General features: G+C 70.0%; 18 protein-coding genes. 3 read left to right on the forward strand and 15 right to left on the reverse strand.

The window, feature by feature from the left end:
* Positions 1-4 precede the first annotated feature (4 nt).
* From D892_RS0127000 to D892_RS0127035, 8 genes are all read right to left on the reverse strand, one after another.
* A complete protein-coding gene (locus tag D892_RS0127000) occupies positions 5-1,171 on the reverse strand; it encodes an MFS transporter (RefSeq protein WP_051499185.1) in 1,167 nt (388 codons plus the stop codon).
* Positions 1,168-1,971 carry an alpha/beta fold hydrolase gene (locus tag D892_RS0127005; RefSeq protein ID WP_156959701.1) on the reverse strand — a complete coding sequence of 268 codons (804 nt, stop codon included), beginning with the start codon at positions 1,969-1,971 and terminating at the stop codon, positions 1,168-1,170. Before D892_RS0127005 ends, D892_RS0127000 begins: the two co-directional genes overlap by 4 nt.
* Before the next feature lie 65 nt (positions 1,972-2,036).
* Positions 2,037-3,275: an MFS transporter gene (locus tag D892_RS0127010; RefSeq protein ID WP_051499186.1), complete on the reverse strand. Its 1,239-nt coding sequence runs from the start codon at positions 3,273-3,275 to the stop codon at positions 2,037-2,039.
* A gap of 192 nt (positions 3,276-3,467) precedes the next feature.
* Complete coding sequence (locus D892_RS0127015; protein WP_051499187.1) at positions 3,468-4,340, reverse strand: SAM-dependent methyltransferase; 873 nt, start codon at positions 4,338-4,340, stop codon at positions 3,468-3,470.
* A 19-nt stretch (positions 4,341-4,359) separates the two neighbouring features.
* On the reverse strand, positions 4,360-4,626 hold the full coding sequence (locus D892_RS0127020; protein WP_036567510.1) for a hypothetical protein: 267 nt from the start codon (positions 4,624-4,626) through the stop codon (positions 4,360-4,362).
* Positions 4,598-5,014: a holo-ACP synthase gene (locus D892_RS0127025; RefSeq protein ID WP_024804230.1), complete on the reverse strand. Its 417-nt coding sequence runs from the start codon at positions 5,012-5,014 to the stop codon at positions 4,598-4,600. The genes D892_RS0127020 and D892_RS0127025 overlap by 29 nt, the downstream gene beginning before the upstream one ends.
* Positions 5,011-5,865 (reverse strand): hypothetical protein, encoded by an 855-nt coding sequence (locus tag D892_RS0127030; RefSeq protein WP_024804231.1) that lies wholly within the window; start codon positions 5,863-5,865, stop codon positions 5,011-5,013. Before D892_RS0127030 ends, D892_RS0127025 begins: the two co-directional genes overlap by 4 nt.
* Complete coding sequence (locus tag D892_RS0127035; RefSeq protein WP_024804232.1) at positions 5,862-6,776, reverse strand: diiron oxygenase; 915 nt, start codon at positions 6,774-6,776, stop codon at positions 5,862-5,864. Before D892_RS0127035 ends, D892_RS0127030 begins: the two co-directional genes overlap by 4 nt.
* Positions 6,777-7,013: 237 nt before the next feature.
* Between D892_RS0127035 and D892_RS0127040 the strand changes: the two genes are divergently transcribed.
* Positions 7,014-7,604 carry a TetR/AcrR family transcriptional regulator gene (locus D892_RS0127040; RefSeq protein ID WP_051499906.1) on the forward strand — a complete coding sequence of 197 codons (591 nt, stop codon included), beginning with the start codon at positions 7,014-7,016 and terminating at the stop codon, positions 7,602-7,604.
* A gap of 46 nt (positions 7,605-7,650) precedes the next feature.
* Here the strand turns inward: D892_RS0127040 and D892_RS0127045 are convergent, their stop codons facing one another.
* The 6 genes from D892_RS0127045 to D892_RS49745 form a co-directional block, all read right to left on the reverse strand.
* The gene (locus D892_RS0127045) at positions 7,651-8,415 is read right to left on the reverse strand and encodes an ABC transporter permease (protein WP_036569992.1); all 765 of its coding nucleotides are present in this window, start codon (positions 8,413-8,415) and stop codon (positions 7,651-7,653) included.
* Between the two features lie 17 nt (positions 8,416-8,432).
* The gene (locus tag D892_RS0127050) at positions 8,433-9,593 is read right to left on the reverse strand and encodes an ABC transporter substrate-binding protein (protein WP_024804235.1); all 1,161 of its coding nucleotides are present in this window, start codon (positions 9,591-9,593) and stop codon (positions 8,433-8,435) included.
* On the reverse strand, positions 9,590-10,306 hold the full coding sequence (locus D892_RS0127055) for an ABC transporter ATP-binding protein (protein ID WP_024804236.1): 717 nt from the start codon (positions 10,304-10,306) through the stop codon (positions 9,590-9,592). The genes D892_RS0127050 and D892_RS0127055 overlap by 4 nt, the downstream gene beginning before the upstream one ends.
* Entirely contained in the window at positions 10,282-11,322 is a 1,041-nt protein-coding gene (locus D892_RS0127060) for an acyl-CoA dehydrogenase family protein (RefSeq protein WP_036569994.1), read from the reverse strand. The genes D892_RS0127055 and D892_RS0127060 overlap by 25 nt, the downstream gene beginning before the upstream one ends.
* Positions 11,319-11,864 (reverse strand): DUF4242 domain-containing protein, encoded by a 546-nt coding sequence (locus D892_RS0127065; protein WP_024804238.1) that lies wholly within the window; start codon positions 11,862-11,864, stop codon positions 11,319-11,321. Before D892_RS0127065 ends, D892_RS0127060 begins: the two co-directional genes overlap by 4 nt.
* A 109-nt stretch (positions 11,865-11,973) precedes the next feature.
* Positions 11,974-12,120: a putative leader peptide gene (locus tag D892_RS49745; RefSeq protein ID WP_369801774.1), complete on the reverse strand. Its 147-nt coding sequence runs from the start codon at positions 12,118-12,120 to the stop codon at positions 11,974-11,976.
* On the opposite strand from D892_RS49745, the gene D892_RS0127070 reads away from it, so the two are divergent.
* Positions 12,106-12,675 carry a TetR/AcrR family transcriptional regulator gene (locus tag D892_RS0127070; RefSeq protein WP_063630055.1) on the forward strand — a complete coding sequence of 190 codons (570 nt, stop codon included), beginning with the start codon at positions 12,106-12,108 and terminating at the stop codon, positions 12,673-12,675. The genes D892_RS49745 and D892_RS0127070 overlap by 15 nt on opposite strands.
* Before the next feature lie 272 nt (positions 12,676-12,947).
* Positions 12,948-13,988 carry an NAD(P)-dependent alcohol dehydrogenase gene (locus tag D892_RS0127075; RefSeq protein WP_024804240.1) on the forward strand — a complete coding sequence of 347 codons (1,041 nt, stop codon included), beginning with the start codon at positions 12,948-12,950 and terminating at the stop codon, positions 13,986-13,988.
* A gap of 35 nt (positions 13,989-14,023) precedes the next feature.
* Here D892_RS0127075 and D892_RS0127080 read toward each other — a convergent pair whose 3' ends face one another.
* Positions 14,024-14,647 carry a TetR/AcrR family transcriptional regulator gene (locus D892_RS0127080; protein WP_024804241.1) on the reverse strand — a complete coding sequence of 208 codons (624 nt, stop codon included), beginning with the start codon at positions 14,645-14,647 and terminating at the stop codon, positions 14,024-14,026.
* Positions 14,648-14,869 lie beyond the last annotated feature (222 nt).

The following is a 14,869-nucleotide window of genomic DNA, read 5'->3' on the forward strand; positions in this document are numbered from 1 at the left end:
GGCGTCACCTCACCTCCGTGGTGTCCGGTGACCGAGCGACGGCTTCCCGGACGGGTTTGCGCAGCAATGTACCCGCGAGCACGGCGGCGACGGCCCCCAGCGCCGCGGCGGCCACGAACGCGATCCCGTAGCCCGCGGTGGCGGCCAGGACCCCGCCGATCGGACCGGCCGCGAGAATGCCCAGATCCCAGAAGGAGGTGACCGCGCCGACCGCCGCGCCGGGCCGGGTGGTCTCGGTCCGGCGCAGGGTGACCGCCACGGTGGCCGGGTACATCAGCGCCACCCCCGCGCCCGCCAGCATCGCCCCGGCCAGCACCGCGGGTTCCGATCCGGCCAGGCCGGCCACCAGCAGGCCCGACGTCTCCGCCGCCAGTGACCAGGCCGCGACGGCCGCGCCGCCGATCCGGTCGACCAGCGGGCTCCCGGCGAACCGCGTCACCAGGAAGGCGGCGGCGAACAGTGCCAGCACCGCCGTTTCGCCGCCGCCGCGGATGCTGTGCAGATACAGCACGGCGAGCGCGGACACGGTGCCGTACCCGTATGCCGACAGGCCGAATACCAAGCCTGGCACCGCGATTCGGGCGGGAATCACCGTACCGGACCACCACGGCGCCCGGGCCGCCCGTGCTTGACTCGGGGTCGTGACGACGAGCCCGGCGGACAGCAGTCCCAGTGCTGCCACCGCCCACCAGACGCCGCGGTATCCGTACGTCGAGTCCACCCCGGCGGCCAGCACCGGTCCGGCGGACAGTCCGCCCCACATCGACAATCCGAACCATCCGGCCACCCGGCCGCGCCTGTCGGGGTTCGTGCCCGCGAGGACCCAGGGCAGCGCCCCGGAGAACAGTGCCGCCTCGCCCGCCCCCATGACCAGCCGGGACAGCAGCAGCACGGCGGGATCGAGCGCCACCAGGTGCCCGGCCCCGCCGACCGCGGTGAGCGTCGCGCCCAGCAGCACGACGGGGCGGGCCCGGCCGTTGTCGGCCGCGGTGCCCGCGAACGGTCGTCCGAGCGCGGTGGCGAGGAATGCGATCCCGACGGCGGTGGCGCTGAGCACGACGCTGCCGTCGAAACGGCCCGCCACGAATGCGGGCATCTCCTGAATGGTGGCGCCCAGCGCCAGGTAGCCGGCCAGCACCGCCAGCCAGAGTCTGGTCAGGGGGACCTTCATGGGGTGGGCTGCGCGAAGAATTCGTCGATGATCTTCAGCAGTTCGGCCGGTTTCTCCACCGGCACGAGGTGGCCGGAGTCGATTTCCACGTACTCGCTGCCGGGGATCGTGTCGTGCAGCTGCCTGGCGTATCTGATCGGCACGAGGTGATCCTCCTTCGGCGCGATCACGAGCGCGGGGGAGGTGATGTTCTGCCAGTATTCGGTGACGTCCATGTCGTTGACGAGGTGGCACAGCGCGACCAGTCCCGTGGTCGGCATCAGTCCGATCCGGATCTGGAATCGTTCGGCGGCGCTGATCGAGTCCAGGTAGCGATCCGACAGCGCGTGCATGACCGTGTAGTCGGCGAAGGCGTTGGCATCCGCGTCGGCCAGGCGGAGCCAGGTCCGCACGAACATGCGCTGCCGCGGCTGCCGGTAGTGCAGGAAGCCGCCGCAGGAGATCAGCCGGCGGACGAGTTCCGGTTCCTTGGCCGCCGCGACACCGGCGATGACCGCTCCGGTGGAGAACCCGATGATGTCCACGGGCCCGCGCGCGGCGGCGCGGATGACGCCCAGGATCTGCTCGGTCAGCAGTTCGAAGGTGAGTTTCTCCTCGGGCAGCGGGGTGAAGCTGCTGCCCGAGTAGCCGGGCACGATCACGGTGCGGCTCTGTGCCAGGTGCTCGAGCAGGTTGGTGAAGCTCGACTCCGGATGTCCGCCGGCGCCGTGCACGAGGACGATCTCCGGGCCCTCGCCCTGCACGAAGTAGCCGACGGGGATTCCGGCGACCTCGATACTCCGCATGTCTGGTTGCGTCATTCGATTACTCCCGATGTCGTTCGGCCGTGTCACACGGCTTGTGCCGGAACGGATTCCGGCGAGGGTCACCCCGTGGTCGCCGCCGGCTTCCCGATTTCCGCGGCGGCGCGTTCGCCGCGTGCCCCGGTCGATCGCGCGGACCACCAGGCGAGAATGCTTGCGGCCAAGGCGAATACGGCCGCCACGGGAAGGATGAGGGCCCCGGACGGGGAGGGCCCCGAGAGAATCAGTGCGCCGATCACGCTGGAGGCGAAGTTGCCCAGGTAGGCGGTGGACATGTTGAGCGATGTCACCAGCGGCGCACCGCCGGCGGGCGCATACGCGATGATGCGATGCTGCTGCGGTCCGATGACCGAGAAACAGACGAAACCACTTACCGCGTGCAGGACGGCCACGGGGACGAAACTGTCGCGCACGGTGAGCATGGTCAGGAAAACCACCGCGATGCCGAGGGTGGCGCCGATAACGACGAATCGCGGGTTGTATCGGTCCGCCGCTCGACCGGCCGTCAGATTTCCGATGGTGGCGGCAATGCCGAAAATCATCAGCAGTAGCGCGAGCCGAGTCTGGTCACCACCGGTCGCGCGCGCGAAGACCGCGCTCATATAGGTGAAGGGAAGGAAGATGCCGATGAATGCCAGCAGCGTGACGACCAGGACCCTCAGCACCCGCCCATCGGTCAGCGGCACCAGACGTTCTCGCAGCGTGATCCCCTGATCGAGCCTGGTGGCCGGTAGCAGGACGGCGAGGGCGACCGCGACGACACCGGCGATGGCGGTGATGAACCAGATCGCCGCCTGCCAGCCCCACGCCTTCCCGATGACCGTGCCCAACGGGGCACCCAGGACCAGCGACAACGTCGATCCGGCGGTGACCATGGCGATGGCGCGCCCCCGGTACCGGTCACCGGCCAGGTACGCGGCCGTGGCCACCGCACTCGCGGCGAACAACGCCGCCCCGGCGCCCGCCAATATTCGCGACGCGAGCACGAGTCCGTAGTCGCCGGCCACCGCGGTGACGGCGTTTCCCAGGCCGAGGAGAACGAGCCCGGTCACGAGAACTCGCCGCCTCGGCCACCGTCCGGTCACCGTGGCCAGAACCGGCGACAACAGCGCGTAGACGAGGGCGAAGGTGCTCACCAGCTGACCGGATGCGGCGCTGCTGACATGCAATGTCGTGCCGATTTCGGGCAGCAGTCCCACGATGACGTAGCCATCGGTCCCCACCGCGAAGGCGCCCAGCGTCAGGATTGCGGTCCGTGCCCGCCACCCCTGCTCGGAGGGCGTGTTTTCGTTGTCGCTCACACCAGATTCCTGTCGGTTGTCACACTGTTCATCCGCTGCGGGCCGCGGCGGGACCGGGTGGCGCCGGTCGCCCGATCCCGCCGGCTCCCCGTCGAGCAGCGCCACGGTGCGGGGTCGAGCGGCGCCACGGCGCGGGCCGACCGTCGCCCGTGGCGCAATGCCCTCAGATGGTAACGATCGTTATCGTCTTGGTCAATCGCTGTCGGGCTCCGCTGTGATCAGCCAATTGCGGGCGACGCCAGGCACATTCGGCGGTTGCACCTCGTACGGCCAGCGCCCTTCGCCCGCGCCGGCCTGCCCCGGCTCCTTCACTTCCCGCACGGTCCAGCCGTTGCCGGCGAGGAAGCCCGCCGGTTCGTCGGTGCCGAACAGCCACGGAATGCCGTCCTTGCGCAGCGCCGCCAGAAACAGCTGTGTCGCCGGATTGACCAGCAGGGAGCGGCTGAGGATGTCCACCGCCAGCCGGCTGCCCGGTGCCGAGGCGGACCGCAGCGTCCGCAGCAAGGTCGACGACTGCTCCTCGGTGAGGAAGAACAGCAGCGCCTCGGGAATCCACAACGTCGGCCGGCCCGGATCGAAGCCGGCGGTGGTGAGCGCGGGCAGCCAGTCGGTCGCCAGGTCGGCACCGACCTCCTGCCGCCGCACCGTCGGTTGGGCGCCGAGCCGTTCGAGCCGGCGGCGCTTCTCGGTCAGCAGGTCGGCGTGATCGACCTCGTAGACCGTGACGTCGTCGGGGAGCGGGGTCAGCCGGAACGCCCGGGTGTCCATGCCCGCCGCGATCAACACGACCTGCCGGATGTCGGTGTCGGCCAGGGCTTCCCGGATGGCGTCGTCGAGGTATCGGGTGCGGATGGCGACGAATTCTCGCAATCCGCCGCCGCCGTACTTGTCCAGCAGTTCGAAGCCCTTGGGGGCGGCCAGTTCTCGTGCGTAGGGGTCTTCGAACAGCCGCTCGCCCTCGCGTTCGGTCTCGAGCGCCCGTGCGGCGGCGGTCCACTGCGAGGTGTAGGACACCTCGCGCAGCGCGGCGGTGGAAGCGGTTGTCGCGTCCGGTGTTCGGGTCATCTGATCGGTTCCTTCCTGGTCACCGCGGCCGGACGGCCGGGTCGTCGGGGCCGAAGAACTTCCGCTCGATCGCCGCCAGGCTCCGGAAGTCGTCGACGTCGATCTCCTCCACGTCGATGGACGCACCACTGGCCTGCTCGATGACGAAGACGAACTCGACGAATCGCAGCGAATCGATCAGCCGGTTCTCGATCAGGTCGGTGGTGTGCTCGACGGTCTCGACGCCGGGATTCTTCTCGAGAATCCATGCCCGGACGTCATCGATGCTGCCCACGGTCGTGCTCATTGCTGTTTCCTCCTCGGGGTCGGGTTGTTTCGGCGGCGGTCGCGCCGATCGCGACGGCCACGGCGTATCCGTCGTCGTGGGTGATGCTGATGTCGATGTCGCGCAGTATCGGGGGGTCGCGGGTGGTGAGTACCGGCCATCCGCCCGCTCCCCGCAGCACCTCGATGGCCAGCCAGGGCACCGGTTTGCCCTGGGTCCGAAGCAGTTTGAAGTAGGCCTCCTTGGCCGCGAGCCGACCGGCGATGCCCGCGACGTCCCAGCCGGAGGCCGTGCCGGACACCTCGATCTCGGCCGCCGTGAGATACCGTGACAGCAGGCTCGAGTCGTCCGAAAGTAGTTGCCGCACACGGGAGAACGGGACGATGTCCACTCCCACCCGGACACTCACGGTGCGCCGCCCGATCCGGCGCCGGTCACGTCGCGCAGGCGTGCCAGCGCCGCGGCCGGATCCCCGCCCGACTCCTCGACCAGCACCGACACCCATCGTTCCAGGCCGAAGGCGACGCAACTGGTGAAGACGTGCTCACCCGTCGCCGCGTCGGTGATCTCGCAGCGCTCGCCGAAGAAGTTCCGGTGCATGTTCACCGAGGAGATGGCCAGCCCGCTGCGGTGCTGGAATTCGTGTTTGACCGGACTCAGCTTCTGCAGCAGTGCGCGCGAGCCGTCCTGCTGGAAGAACGGATCCGAGGCCGCGACGACGGTGAGGTCGATGGACAGGTCGGCGGCGAACCGGACGATGCGTTCGGTGAAGGCGGTGAGCAGCCGGCCGGCGTGCTCCCGCGATCCCAGTGCCACGATTTCCCGCATCTGGAAGCTGACCAGCCGCCGTAGCCCCTCGAACTTCTGCTCGTTGCGAAAGCATCGGTTGACCAGCGTCACCGTCGTCTCCGGCGATACCGCTCGCCCGGCGAAGTACAGGTACGCGCCGAAACACGTTGCCGTGGAGAGCCCGAACCGCGCCGTGCCCAGCCGGCCGGCCTCGAACGCGCGGTTGCCGTCGGCCGGAACCGACTCGGCGACAAGCGGACTGGCGACCAGCGCCAGGTGCGGGAAATTCTGGTACACGTCGAACCGGTCCAGGTCGGCCACGTCGTACAGCGGTGGCGGAAGCAGTTCGGCCGCACCGATATCGGTCGCCCACCCGGTGAAGACGGCGTCCAGCGTCCGCAACAGCTGCGTGTGCACCGGGTCGAGGATCTGGATCGCCGATCCCGAACCGATGGCCGGCGACGCGGTCATCGCGCCTCCTGCCGCCCGGCCGGTTCCTCGGCGAGCACCCGGCCCGCCAAGATACCGGTCTTCTCGAGAAAGCTTCGCGGCTTACGGAAGATCCGGTGCCGGAAATCGCTGTTCTCGTGGGCGCGCAGCAGCCGGTTGCGCACCTGCAGCGGGTCGGTGAGACCGGCATCGGCATAGACCCGCGGATTGAACAGCGACTCGAAACTGTAGCGGATATACCGTTCGAGGTAATGGTCGACGAAGGCGAGATCGTCCGTCGTCGCGGTACGCCGCAGATCCCGGTACAGCAGCGAGACCAGCTCCCGCCCGAAGGCGATGTGCCGGGTTTCGTCCTGGTGGTGAATGCGATTGACCAGGCGGATCGTCTCGTGCAGCGAATCGTCGCGCTCCATCGTGGAATTGAAATAGTCCACCAATTCCTCGAATATCAGGATGCGGGCGAACACCAGCAGCGTCTCGACCTCGTCCGACCGCGGCACGCTCGCCCCGCCGCGCGGCGCGGTGTAGATCTTGCCGCCGTACCGCAGGCAGAACTCGGCGAAGAACCACATGTGCTCGTTCTCCTCGCCGATGAAGTGGTGGAAGAACTCCGAGGCCGACTCGTAGCCCCGGGTGTGGATGCGCCGGGTCACCTCGACGAGCAGCTCCCGGATGCCGTGCACATTCAGGCTGTAGAAATTGATGCTCTCGTAGCGTGACACCGCACGCTGTTGCTGTTCGGATAATTCATCCGCCAGGTCGGTGCCGGCGAATGTGGTCAGATGCGGACTCATCCACCACATGTCCGCGGGGAGCGTGTCGGGCCAGCGGAACATCTGATACGGGTTGTAGTAGTCGTCGACCGATTTCTCGCTCAGTCGATCGATGATCGTTCGGAATCTCTCGTTGTCCGCTATTACCGAGGACAGCATTCGGCAACCTCCTGAAAGTCCTGAAGTCTCGGATACGACGTCGATCACGTTGCGGCGGAAGCACAAAGCCATGGAAGCCCCCCTACCGACCCTCCCGGTCATTGTCGGCCACCTCAGTGTGGCAGACCGATCGATCTGTCCTAACCGTTCAAATTAGGATGAATGGTACTGTGGCACAACCGGTTTCCGGACAATCCGGACGGACCGTTCTATACGCTCATCTGCCATGATGTGGGTATGACACCGCCGAGCTCGCCATCGCCGTCCGAACGTCTGCTGGCTACCGCGGCCCTGCTGTTCGCGGCGGAGGGTATCCGGGCCGTCGGTATCGATCGGCTGATCAGCGAGGCCGGCGTGGCCCGCGCCAGCCTGTATCAGGCCTTCGGCTCGAAGGATCAGCTGATCACGGAGTACCTGCGGCGCCAGCACGACATCGACCGGCGCGCCTGGCAGGCGGCCGCGCGCGACGCCGGTGCGAATCCGGTGGACCAGGTGCTGGCACTGTTCGACTGTGCGGCCAAGGCCGCCAAGCGACGCCGCTACGCCGGATGCCTGTATCTCAATGCGGCAGCGGAGTTTCCCGATCGCACCCATCCGGTGCACGGGGCCGTCGGGGAGCATCGCCGGTGGGTGCGCGAGGAGGTCGGCCGGCTGCTCGCCGCCGCCGGCCTCGCCGGTGCGTCCGATATCGCCAAGTCGGTACAGCTGCTCTACGACGGCGGCCTGACCGGTTCCAAGCTGGACCGTTCCGTAGCGCCGATCCACCGCGCCGAGTCCATGGCCCGCACGCTCATCGACGCGGCCACCCGGCCGGACCCCGCAACATGACGGCTTTCACCGCGACATAACGGCTTTCACCGCGGCACAGAAGGACTCACGGGGTACGCGGGGTCAGCGCCCAGCGGGTCAGAGTGTCGAGGAGATAGCCGAGCGCCCCGATCACCAGGATCACCGCCATCACCTGGTCGTAGGCGAGCTGATCGCGGGAGTTGAGGATCTGGTAGCCCAGACCCGAGGTGACCCCGAGCATTTCGGCCGGAACCAGCACCACCCAGCCGATGCCGAGCGCGAGCCGCAGGCCGGTCAGCAGGTGCGGGCGCACGGCCGGGACGGTCACGGTCACGAACAGCTCGCGGCGGGTGGCGCCGAGCGAGCGGGCGACCAGCCGGTGGCCGGGATCGATGCCGCGCACGCCCTGCGCGGTGTTGAGCACGATCGGCCACACCGCGGCGGCGGCGACGAGAAAGTACACCGGGCGGTCCCCGATGCCGAACAGCCCGATCGCGACCGGCGCCCACGACAGCGGCGAGACCATGCGCAGGAACTGGAAGACCGGACGGGTGGCGCGGTCGGCCCGGTCCGACGAGCCGACCGCGATGCCGACGACCGCACCGGCCACGCCGGCGATCAGTAATCCCGTCAGCAGACGGCCGACGCTGGTGACGATGTCGTCCATCAGGACGCCCCGCGCGGCGAGGTCGCCGATGGCCGGGACGGCGTGTTGCGGTGCGAACCGCGACACCATGCTTCCGTCGGCCGCCGGCACGGTCGTGCCCAGCCACCACAGCCCGACCGCCACGGCCGCCCCGCCCAGCGGGAGGCCGAATCGCCACGGGGATGTCGTCGGTGTGTTCGTCACGTGCGGATCTGTGTTCGTCACGGTCGGATCTCTTCGATGCGGGTGAGGGACGGGGGGAGTCCGAATACGGCGGGACCGCCGAGATCGGTGAGGGAATGCCGGACGAATCGGTCGTCGACGAGTTCTCGGTGCGCGGTGCGCCCGCCGATGCCGTCCAGGAAGCCGCGGTCGCCGTCGACCACGGTGTCGCGCATGGCGTCCACGAGGCTGTCGGTGAAGCTCGGGAACGGGTACGGGGCGAATCCGATGCGCTGGCCCTGCCAGCCGGGGTGCGCCGCGGTCGCGGTCGGCTCCGGATAGGTGAGGGCCCGGGTGATCGCCGGAAGTGGTTGCGGCAGATAGCGACTGCGCGACAGCAGGCCGGCCGCCGCCCGCCGGTCGCCCGAGATGCCGCGCTGCGCGGCGACCAGCCCGTCGGTGAGGGCCTGCACCCGATCGGGTGCGGTGCGCACGAGCTCGCCGCGGACCACCACCACGCAGCAGGCGTGGTCGCGCCAGGCGTCGCCGACGAACCGCAGGATCCGCCCGGCGTGCTCGGCCTCGGCGGCGGCGTTGAACGGGTCCGCGACCACATAGGCGCCGATGGTCCCGGTGTGCAGGGCCGGCAGCATATCCGCCGGGCTGAGCACGACCAGCCGGACCGTTCCGGCACGGGCCGACGGGTCCTCGCGCACGACCGGCCGCAGCCCCGCGGCGCGCAGCATCCGCTGCACCATCACGTTGTGGATCGACCACCAGAACGGGATCGCCAGCGAGCGCCCGGCCAGCTGCCCGAGCTCGCGCACATCCGGTGCGACGGTGACCGCGGAGCCGTTGGTGTGATTCCACCCCAGCACGGTGATGTCCGCGCCGAGCGCATACCGCAGCTGCACCGCGAACGGCATCAGCAGGTGCACCACATCCACCGCCCCCGTCAGGAACGCCTGCGCCAGCGACTCCCAGCCGCGGAACAACACCGGACGTTCGGTCGCGAGCCCGGCGCGGGCGAAATACCCCTGTTCGTGGCCGACCAGCAGCGGCGCGGCATCGGTGATCGGCAGGTACCCGATGCGCAGCGAGCCGCCGCCGCGGCCACCGGTACCGCCCGGTGCGAGATCGGCGATGCCCGCGATGCCGCCGGCGACGCCCACTCCCAGCCCGGCGCGCAGCGCGGCGCGCCGGGTCCACCCGGCCGTCACCCGGCCGCGCCCAGTTGCGAACGGTATTCGGCCAGAAGCGTTTCCCGCAGCGGATGCTCGCCGTCTCCGTCGTGCGCGGTCACCTCGATCGACCGGATCGATCCCGAGCCGTCGAGCACCGCGACGGTATCGGCCAGGTAGAGCGCCTCGTCCACGTCGTGGGTGATCAGGACCATCGACACGGACAGCCGGTCCAGGCTGTCGCGCAGCCGGCGCCGCAGGTCCGTCCGGGTGGCCGGGTCCAGGGCGCTGAACGGTTCGTCCAGCAGCAGCACGCGGGGCCGGACCGCGAGCGCCCGCGCGATCGCCACGCGCTGGGCTTGCCCGCCGGAGAGCCGGTCCGGCCGCATATCGGCGAGGTCGGCGAGGCCGAGCAGGGCCAGCAGCCCGGCGATGCCCGCCGGATCGAAGCGCTCGCGGTTCGCGCGGTAGCGGCCGCCCAGCTCGATGTTCTCGCGGACGGTCAGCCACGGCAGCAGCAGCGGCCGCTGGAATACGGTGGCCCTGGTCGCGTCGGGATCGGTCACCAGAGCGCCGCCGTCCGGCGGCTCCAGGCCCGCCAGGATGCGCAGCAACGTCGACTTTCCCGCACCGGTGGGGCCGAGAATCGCCAGCCGCCCGCCGAATTCGAGCTCGAGATCGACACCGGTCAGGACGGGCCGGCCGGCATAGGACTTGTGCCCGCCGCTCAGCCGGAGCGCGACAGTTCCCACCGCAGATGTCCTTCCGTGGGCGCTTGGATCGGGAGGAATGCGGCCTCGCGCAGTCGCCTGCTGGTACCGCTGGCGGCCACGTATCCCGCCCCGCCGCGCACGCTCGCCTCCAGCCGCGAGGCCGCCACCGCCGCCCGGGCCCCGGCCAGACGCAACCGGACGAAGTCCGCGGCGCCCGTGCCGCGAGTGTCGGAAGCCAGCTCCCGCAAAGATTTCCGGAGACCTCCGACGCTCGCCTGTTGCTCCGACAGGTCGGCGCCGAACTCGGATCCGGTGTCCGCCGACGCCGCTCGCGCCTCCGTCAGGCAGCGGCGGGCCAGACCGGCGCAGAATGCCGTCTGCAACAGGAGAAACGGCCGCCGGAACGAGTCGACGAATGCCCGCAGATCCGTGCTCAGCACCGCGTCCGGCGGCACCCGCACGTCCTGCAATCGCACCGACGACGATGCGGTGCCGTTGAGCGCCAACAACTCCGGCGACCGCTCCACCGTCATTCCCGCGGTGCCGACGCGGGTCACCACCACGGCTCGCCCCTGCTCGGGCAGCCGGACCGGGAGGACCACGACGGCGTCCGGAAACAGGTTCGACGCCCAGGGGATCCGGCCGCGCAGCCGCAGCCCGCCCCCGGACGCCTCGGCCGAGACCGGGACCGGAGCCAGGCCCGCGACATCGCGCAGCGCGGTGGCCATGGCGGTGGCGCCGGTGAGCTCGCCGCACCGCAGTGGCTCGGCCACGCGCCCGGCGACACCGCGATCCTCCGCTCGCGCAAGATATTCCAGGACCATCCGGTGTGCCCACAGCGCGAACGCCGAACTCAGGCACTCGCCCGCCACGGACTCGAGCAGTTCCACGGCCGCCACCAGATCGGCGCCACCGTCGCTTCCGGCGCCCAGCGCCAGCAGATCTCGATCGCCGAGATAGCGCAGGCCGTCGCGGACATCGGCCGCGCCGGTGTCGACCGGCCGCGCCCGCTCGGCGAAGAAGTCCGCGACCGAGATCGTGTCCGGTGCGCTCATCCGCCGCACTCCGGATCCTCGAGCGCGTGCAGCCGATCGACCGGGGTGTCGACCGCCCGGCGCGCCGACCGCACCGCGCCCTCGTCGGGGCCGTCGTAGAAACACAGACATTTGTCCATGTCCTCGCGCACGTAGGTGCGCAGGAAGCTGACCTCCGGCACGTCGGCGTACCGCGGCGCCTTGGCCTGCTTCCGGGCCAGGTAGGTCTCCATGTCGAGGTCCTCGGGAAGATCCCATTCGACGAGGTATCCGGCGTGCGGCCGGGCCGCCTTCAGTTCGTCCGGATCGGCGCCGACGAGCCGCACCTCGTCGGGACCGGACACGTCCCGGCCGGCCGCCGACAGGCCGTCGAGCACGGGCCGCGCCGCGGTCTCGGCGGTGGCCTCGACCACCGCGAACACCCGGCCGTGATCGGCGGTGACCTGTGCTTCGATCAGGTCGACACCCGCCGCGGCGGCCGCCTTCGCGATCTGCTCCAGCACCTGCCGGGCGCCGGTGCGGTCGGCGGTCGAGGGCACGACTTCGAACAGATACAGCGACATCGTCGACTCCTACCAATGCATTGAGCGCACAGCGGATTCCACGCGGGAATCCGCTGTGATCGCGTTGCGGGAATCCGGGCGCCACGGCGCCGCGGAGCGTGCGAAGAACCTACAGACAGGCGGCGCTGGCGACCCGTTGCAGGTCGACATGCCGACGCTGGACCAGCGCGAAAAGGTTCACCCGACTCACGCTAGCGGATAGAACGTTCGGTCTGCAAGAGCAATGGTTATGCTGTCCGCCATGCCCACCACGCACGACCGCGCGCTCCCGGCCGAACGGCTCCTCGACGCGGCCTCCGATCTCTTCGCCCGGGAAGGGATCCGGGCCGTCGGCGTGGACCGAATCCTGCAGCAGGCCAAGGTCGCTCGCGCCAGCCTCTATCAGACCTACGGCTCCAAGGACGCGCTGATCGAGGCGTATCTGCGCCGCCAGGACGACCACGACCGCGCGACCTACCGGCGCACCGCCGCCCGGACCCCCGACCCCGCGCAACGCATCCTGCTGGTGTTCGACCTCGCCGCCAAGGCGGCCCGCCGCCGCGACTTCCGCGGCTGCCTCTACCTCAACGCCGCCACCGAGTTCCCCGATGCCCGCCACCCCGTCCGCTCCGTGGTGCGCGACCATCGCGCGTGGCTCGACGCCCTGTGGACCGCCGCCCTCACCGAACTCGGCATCCCGGATCCGGCCGCACGCGCGGCCGAACTCGCCGTCCTCTACGACGGCGGGCTCGCGGGCTCGAAGGCGACCCGCAGCGTCGCCCCCATCCTGCTGGCCAAGGACATGGCCGCCGCGGTGCTGCGAACTGCCTGACCCGCGCGGCGCCCGGATGCGGCGTGACGAACACTCGCCGCGGAGATCCGTGCGGGCATCGCGTCCGGTGATCTGCGCCCGGGAGATCGGGTGCCGCCCCTCCGCCGGGTCGTCCCGGCGCCGTCCTGGTGGCGAACCTCGGGGGCCGGTGCCGCGCCGGGGCACTCATCGGCGTGATGCGCCAATGCTTTTCGGGCCGGGCTGTTAGCGTGCCAGTACCGGGCTCGTCGTGCCGGTGCGGACAGGAGTGTGGGATGGGCGAGACCTCGATGATGCGGGCCTTGCAGTTGACCGGGCCGGGCACGATGGAGGTGCGGGAGGTGCCCGTACCGGAGGTGGGGCCCAACGATCTGCTGGTGCGGGTCGGGGCGGTCGGGATCTGCCATTCGGATCTGTACGTGCTCGAACTGCCGTTCGCGCTGCCGAATCCGCTCATCATGGGGCACGAGGTAGCGGGGACCGTCGCCGCGGTGGGTAGTGCCGTCGGCGGGATCGCCGAGGGGGAGCGCGGGCTGATTTACCTGTGCTGGTCGTGCGGGATGTGCCGGGAGTGCGTGAGCGGCAACGAGAATGTGTGCCGGGCCGCGGGACGGACCGCCATGCCGCCGTGCCCGGGGCTCGGGCCGGACGGTGGTATGGCCGAGTATATCCGGGTGCCCGCAAGCTCTTTCGTGGCGATCGGTGACGATCTCGAATTCGGTGCCGCGGCACCGCTGGCCGATGCGGCGCTCACGTCGTACCACGCCGTCCGGGGCGCGCGGGAGCAGCTGTATCCCGGTGCGACCGCGGTGTGTATCGGGATCGGCGGGCTCGGGCACGTGGCCGTGCAGATTCTGAAGACGACCGACGCCGTGCGCGTGATCGCCGTCGACGTCGGGCCGGACAAGCTGGAGCTGGCGGCCGAATGCGGCGCCGATCTCGGCCTGCTCGCCGGCGCCGACACCGCCGCGGAAATTCTGGAACTGACCGGGGGCCGCGGCGCGGAGGCCGTCTTCGACTTCGTCGGCACCGACGCCACCGCGGGGCTGGCCGTGCGGGCCGTCGCGCCGAACGGCGCCTACCGGATGGTCGGACTCGGCGGCGGCGCACCGGAACTCACCGCGGGGCCGGCCGGTGGGCCGGGCTGGCCGTGGGGCGCCACGGTACGAAAGTCCTACGGCGGCACCAAGAGTGACCTCATCGCCGCGGTGGAGCTGGCTCGGGCCGGGCGGGTGCGGGTCGCCGTGGAACGGTTCGATCTCACCGAGGGCCGTGTGGCATTCGATCGGTTGGCGCGCGGGGAGATTCGCGGGCGCGCGGTGCTGATTCCGTGAGCACCGGCCTACGTCTTTCCCGAGCATCTGCCTCGCTACCGGATATCGCTCTCGAGCCCTGATCCGAACGTAGCCGGAGGCCGATGGCCGAGGTATGCGATTACCGCCAGGAGGCGGTCGGTCAGGATCTGAGGGTCGGGCTCGTGGGCGTCGGCCAGCAGCCAGTCGTCGATGACCGCCATGGCGCCGCCGACGAGAAAGGTGGCGGTGACGGCCGCGTCCGGTGGTCCCGTCTCGTCGAAGACCGGCACCGTGGCGCGGCCGTGCAGGGCCTCGAACGAGCGGACTGCCGCCGCTCTGACGGCGAACGCGCACGGTCCGGTGACCAGCGCCCGGAAGAACCGGTGATAGCGGGACAGGTGCTGGGCGGCCGACAGGATCCGCATCCGCAGGCTGCCCTGATCCAGCTCGGCGAACAGCGGATACAGCTCCCGCTCGGCGAGATCCATTGCGGCCGCGGCGAACAGCGATTCCCGGTCGCCGAAGTGGAGATACACGACCTGGCGGCTCACGCCCGCCGCGTCGGCCAGTTCCGTGACCGAGATCGAGGTCGTGCCGTGCTCCGACACGAGCCGTACGGCGGCCGCGAACAGGGCCGCACGGGTGCGGTGCACGCGGCGGTCGCCGGCCGCCGCGGCCCGCGCCGACTCTTCTCGCATGCCCTCAACCTAGACATCTGTATGAAAATTGACAAGTGTCTAACTGAGTATTAGATTCTCCCAATCCGAGAAGAACGTAATCGTTCCTGCAGGTATCCGGCTCGAGGCGCTCGGAGCACGCCAGTTCGTGGCTGGCCTCGTGCCGGGGGAGAGAAGTCCGCATCGTGGCCGATGAACTGTCCTCGACGGCGAGCCGACGGCGGCCCGGGGCCGTGAACGGTC

This window comes from Nocardia sp. BMG51109 (assembly GCF_000526215.1).
Classification (GTDB): Bacteria; Actinomycetota; Actinomycetes; order Mycobacteriales; family Mycobacteriaceae; genus Nocardia.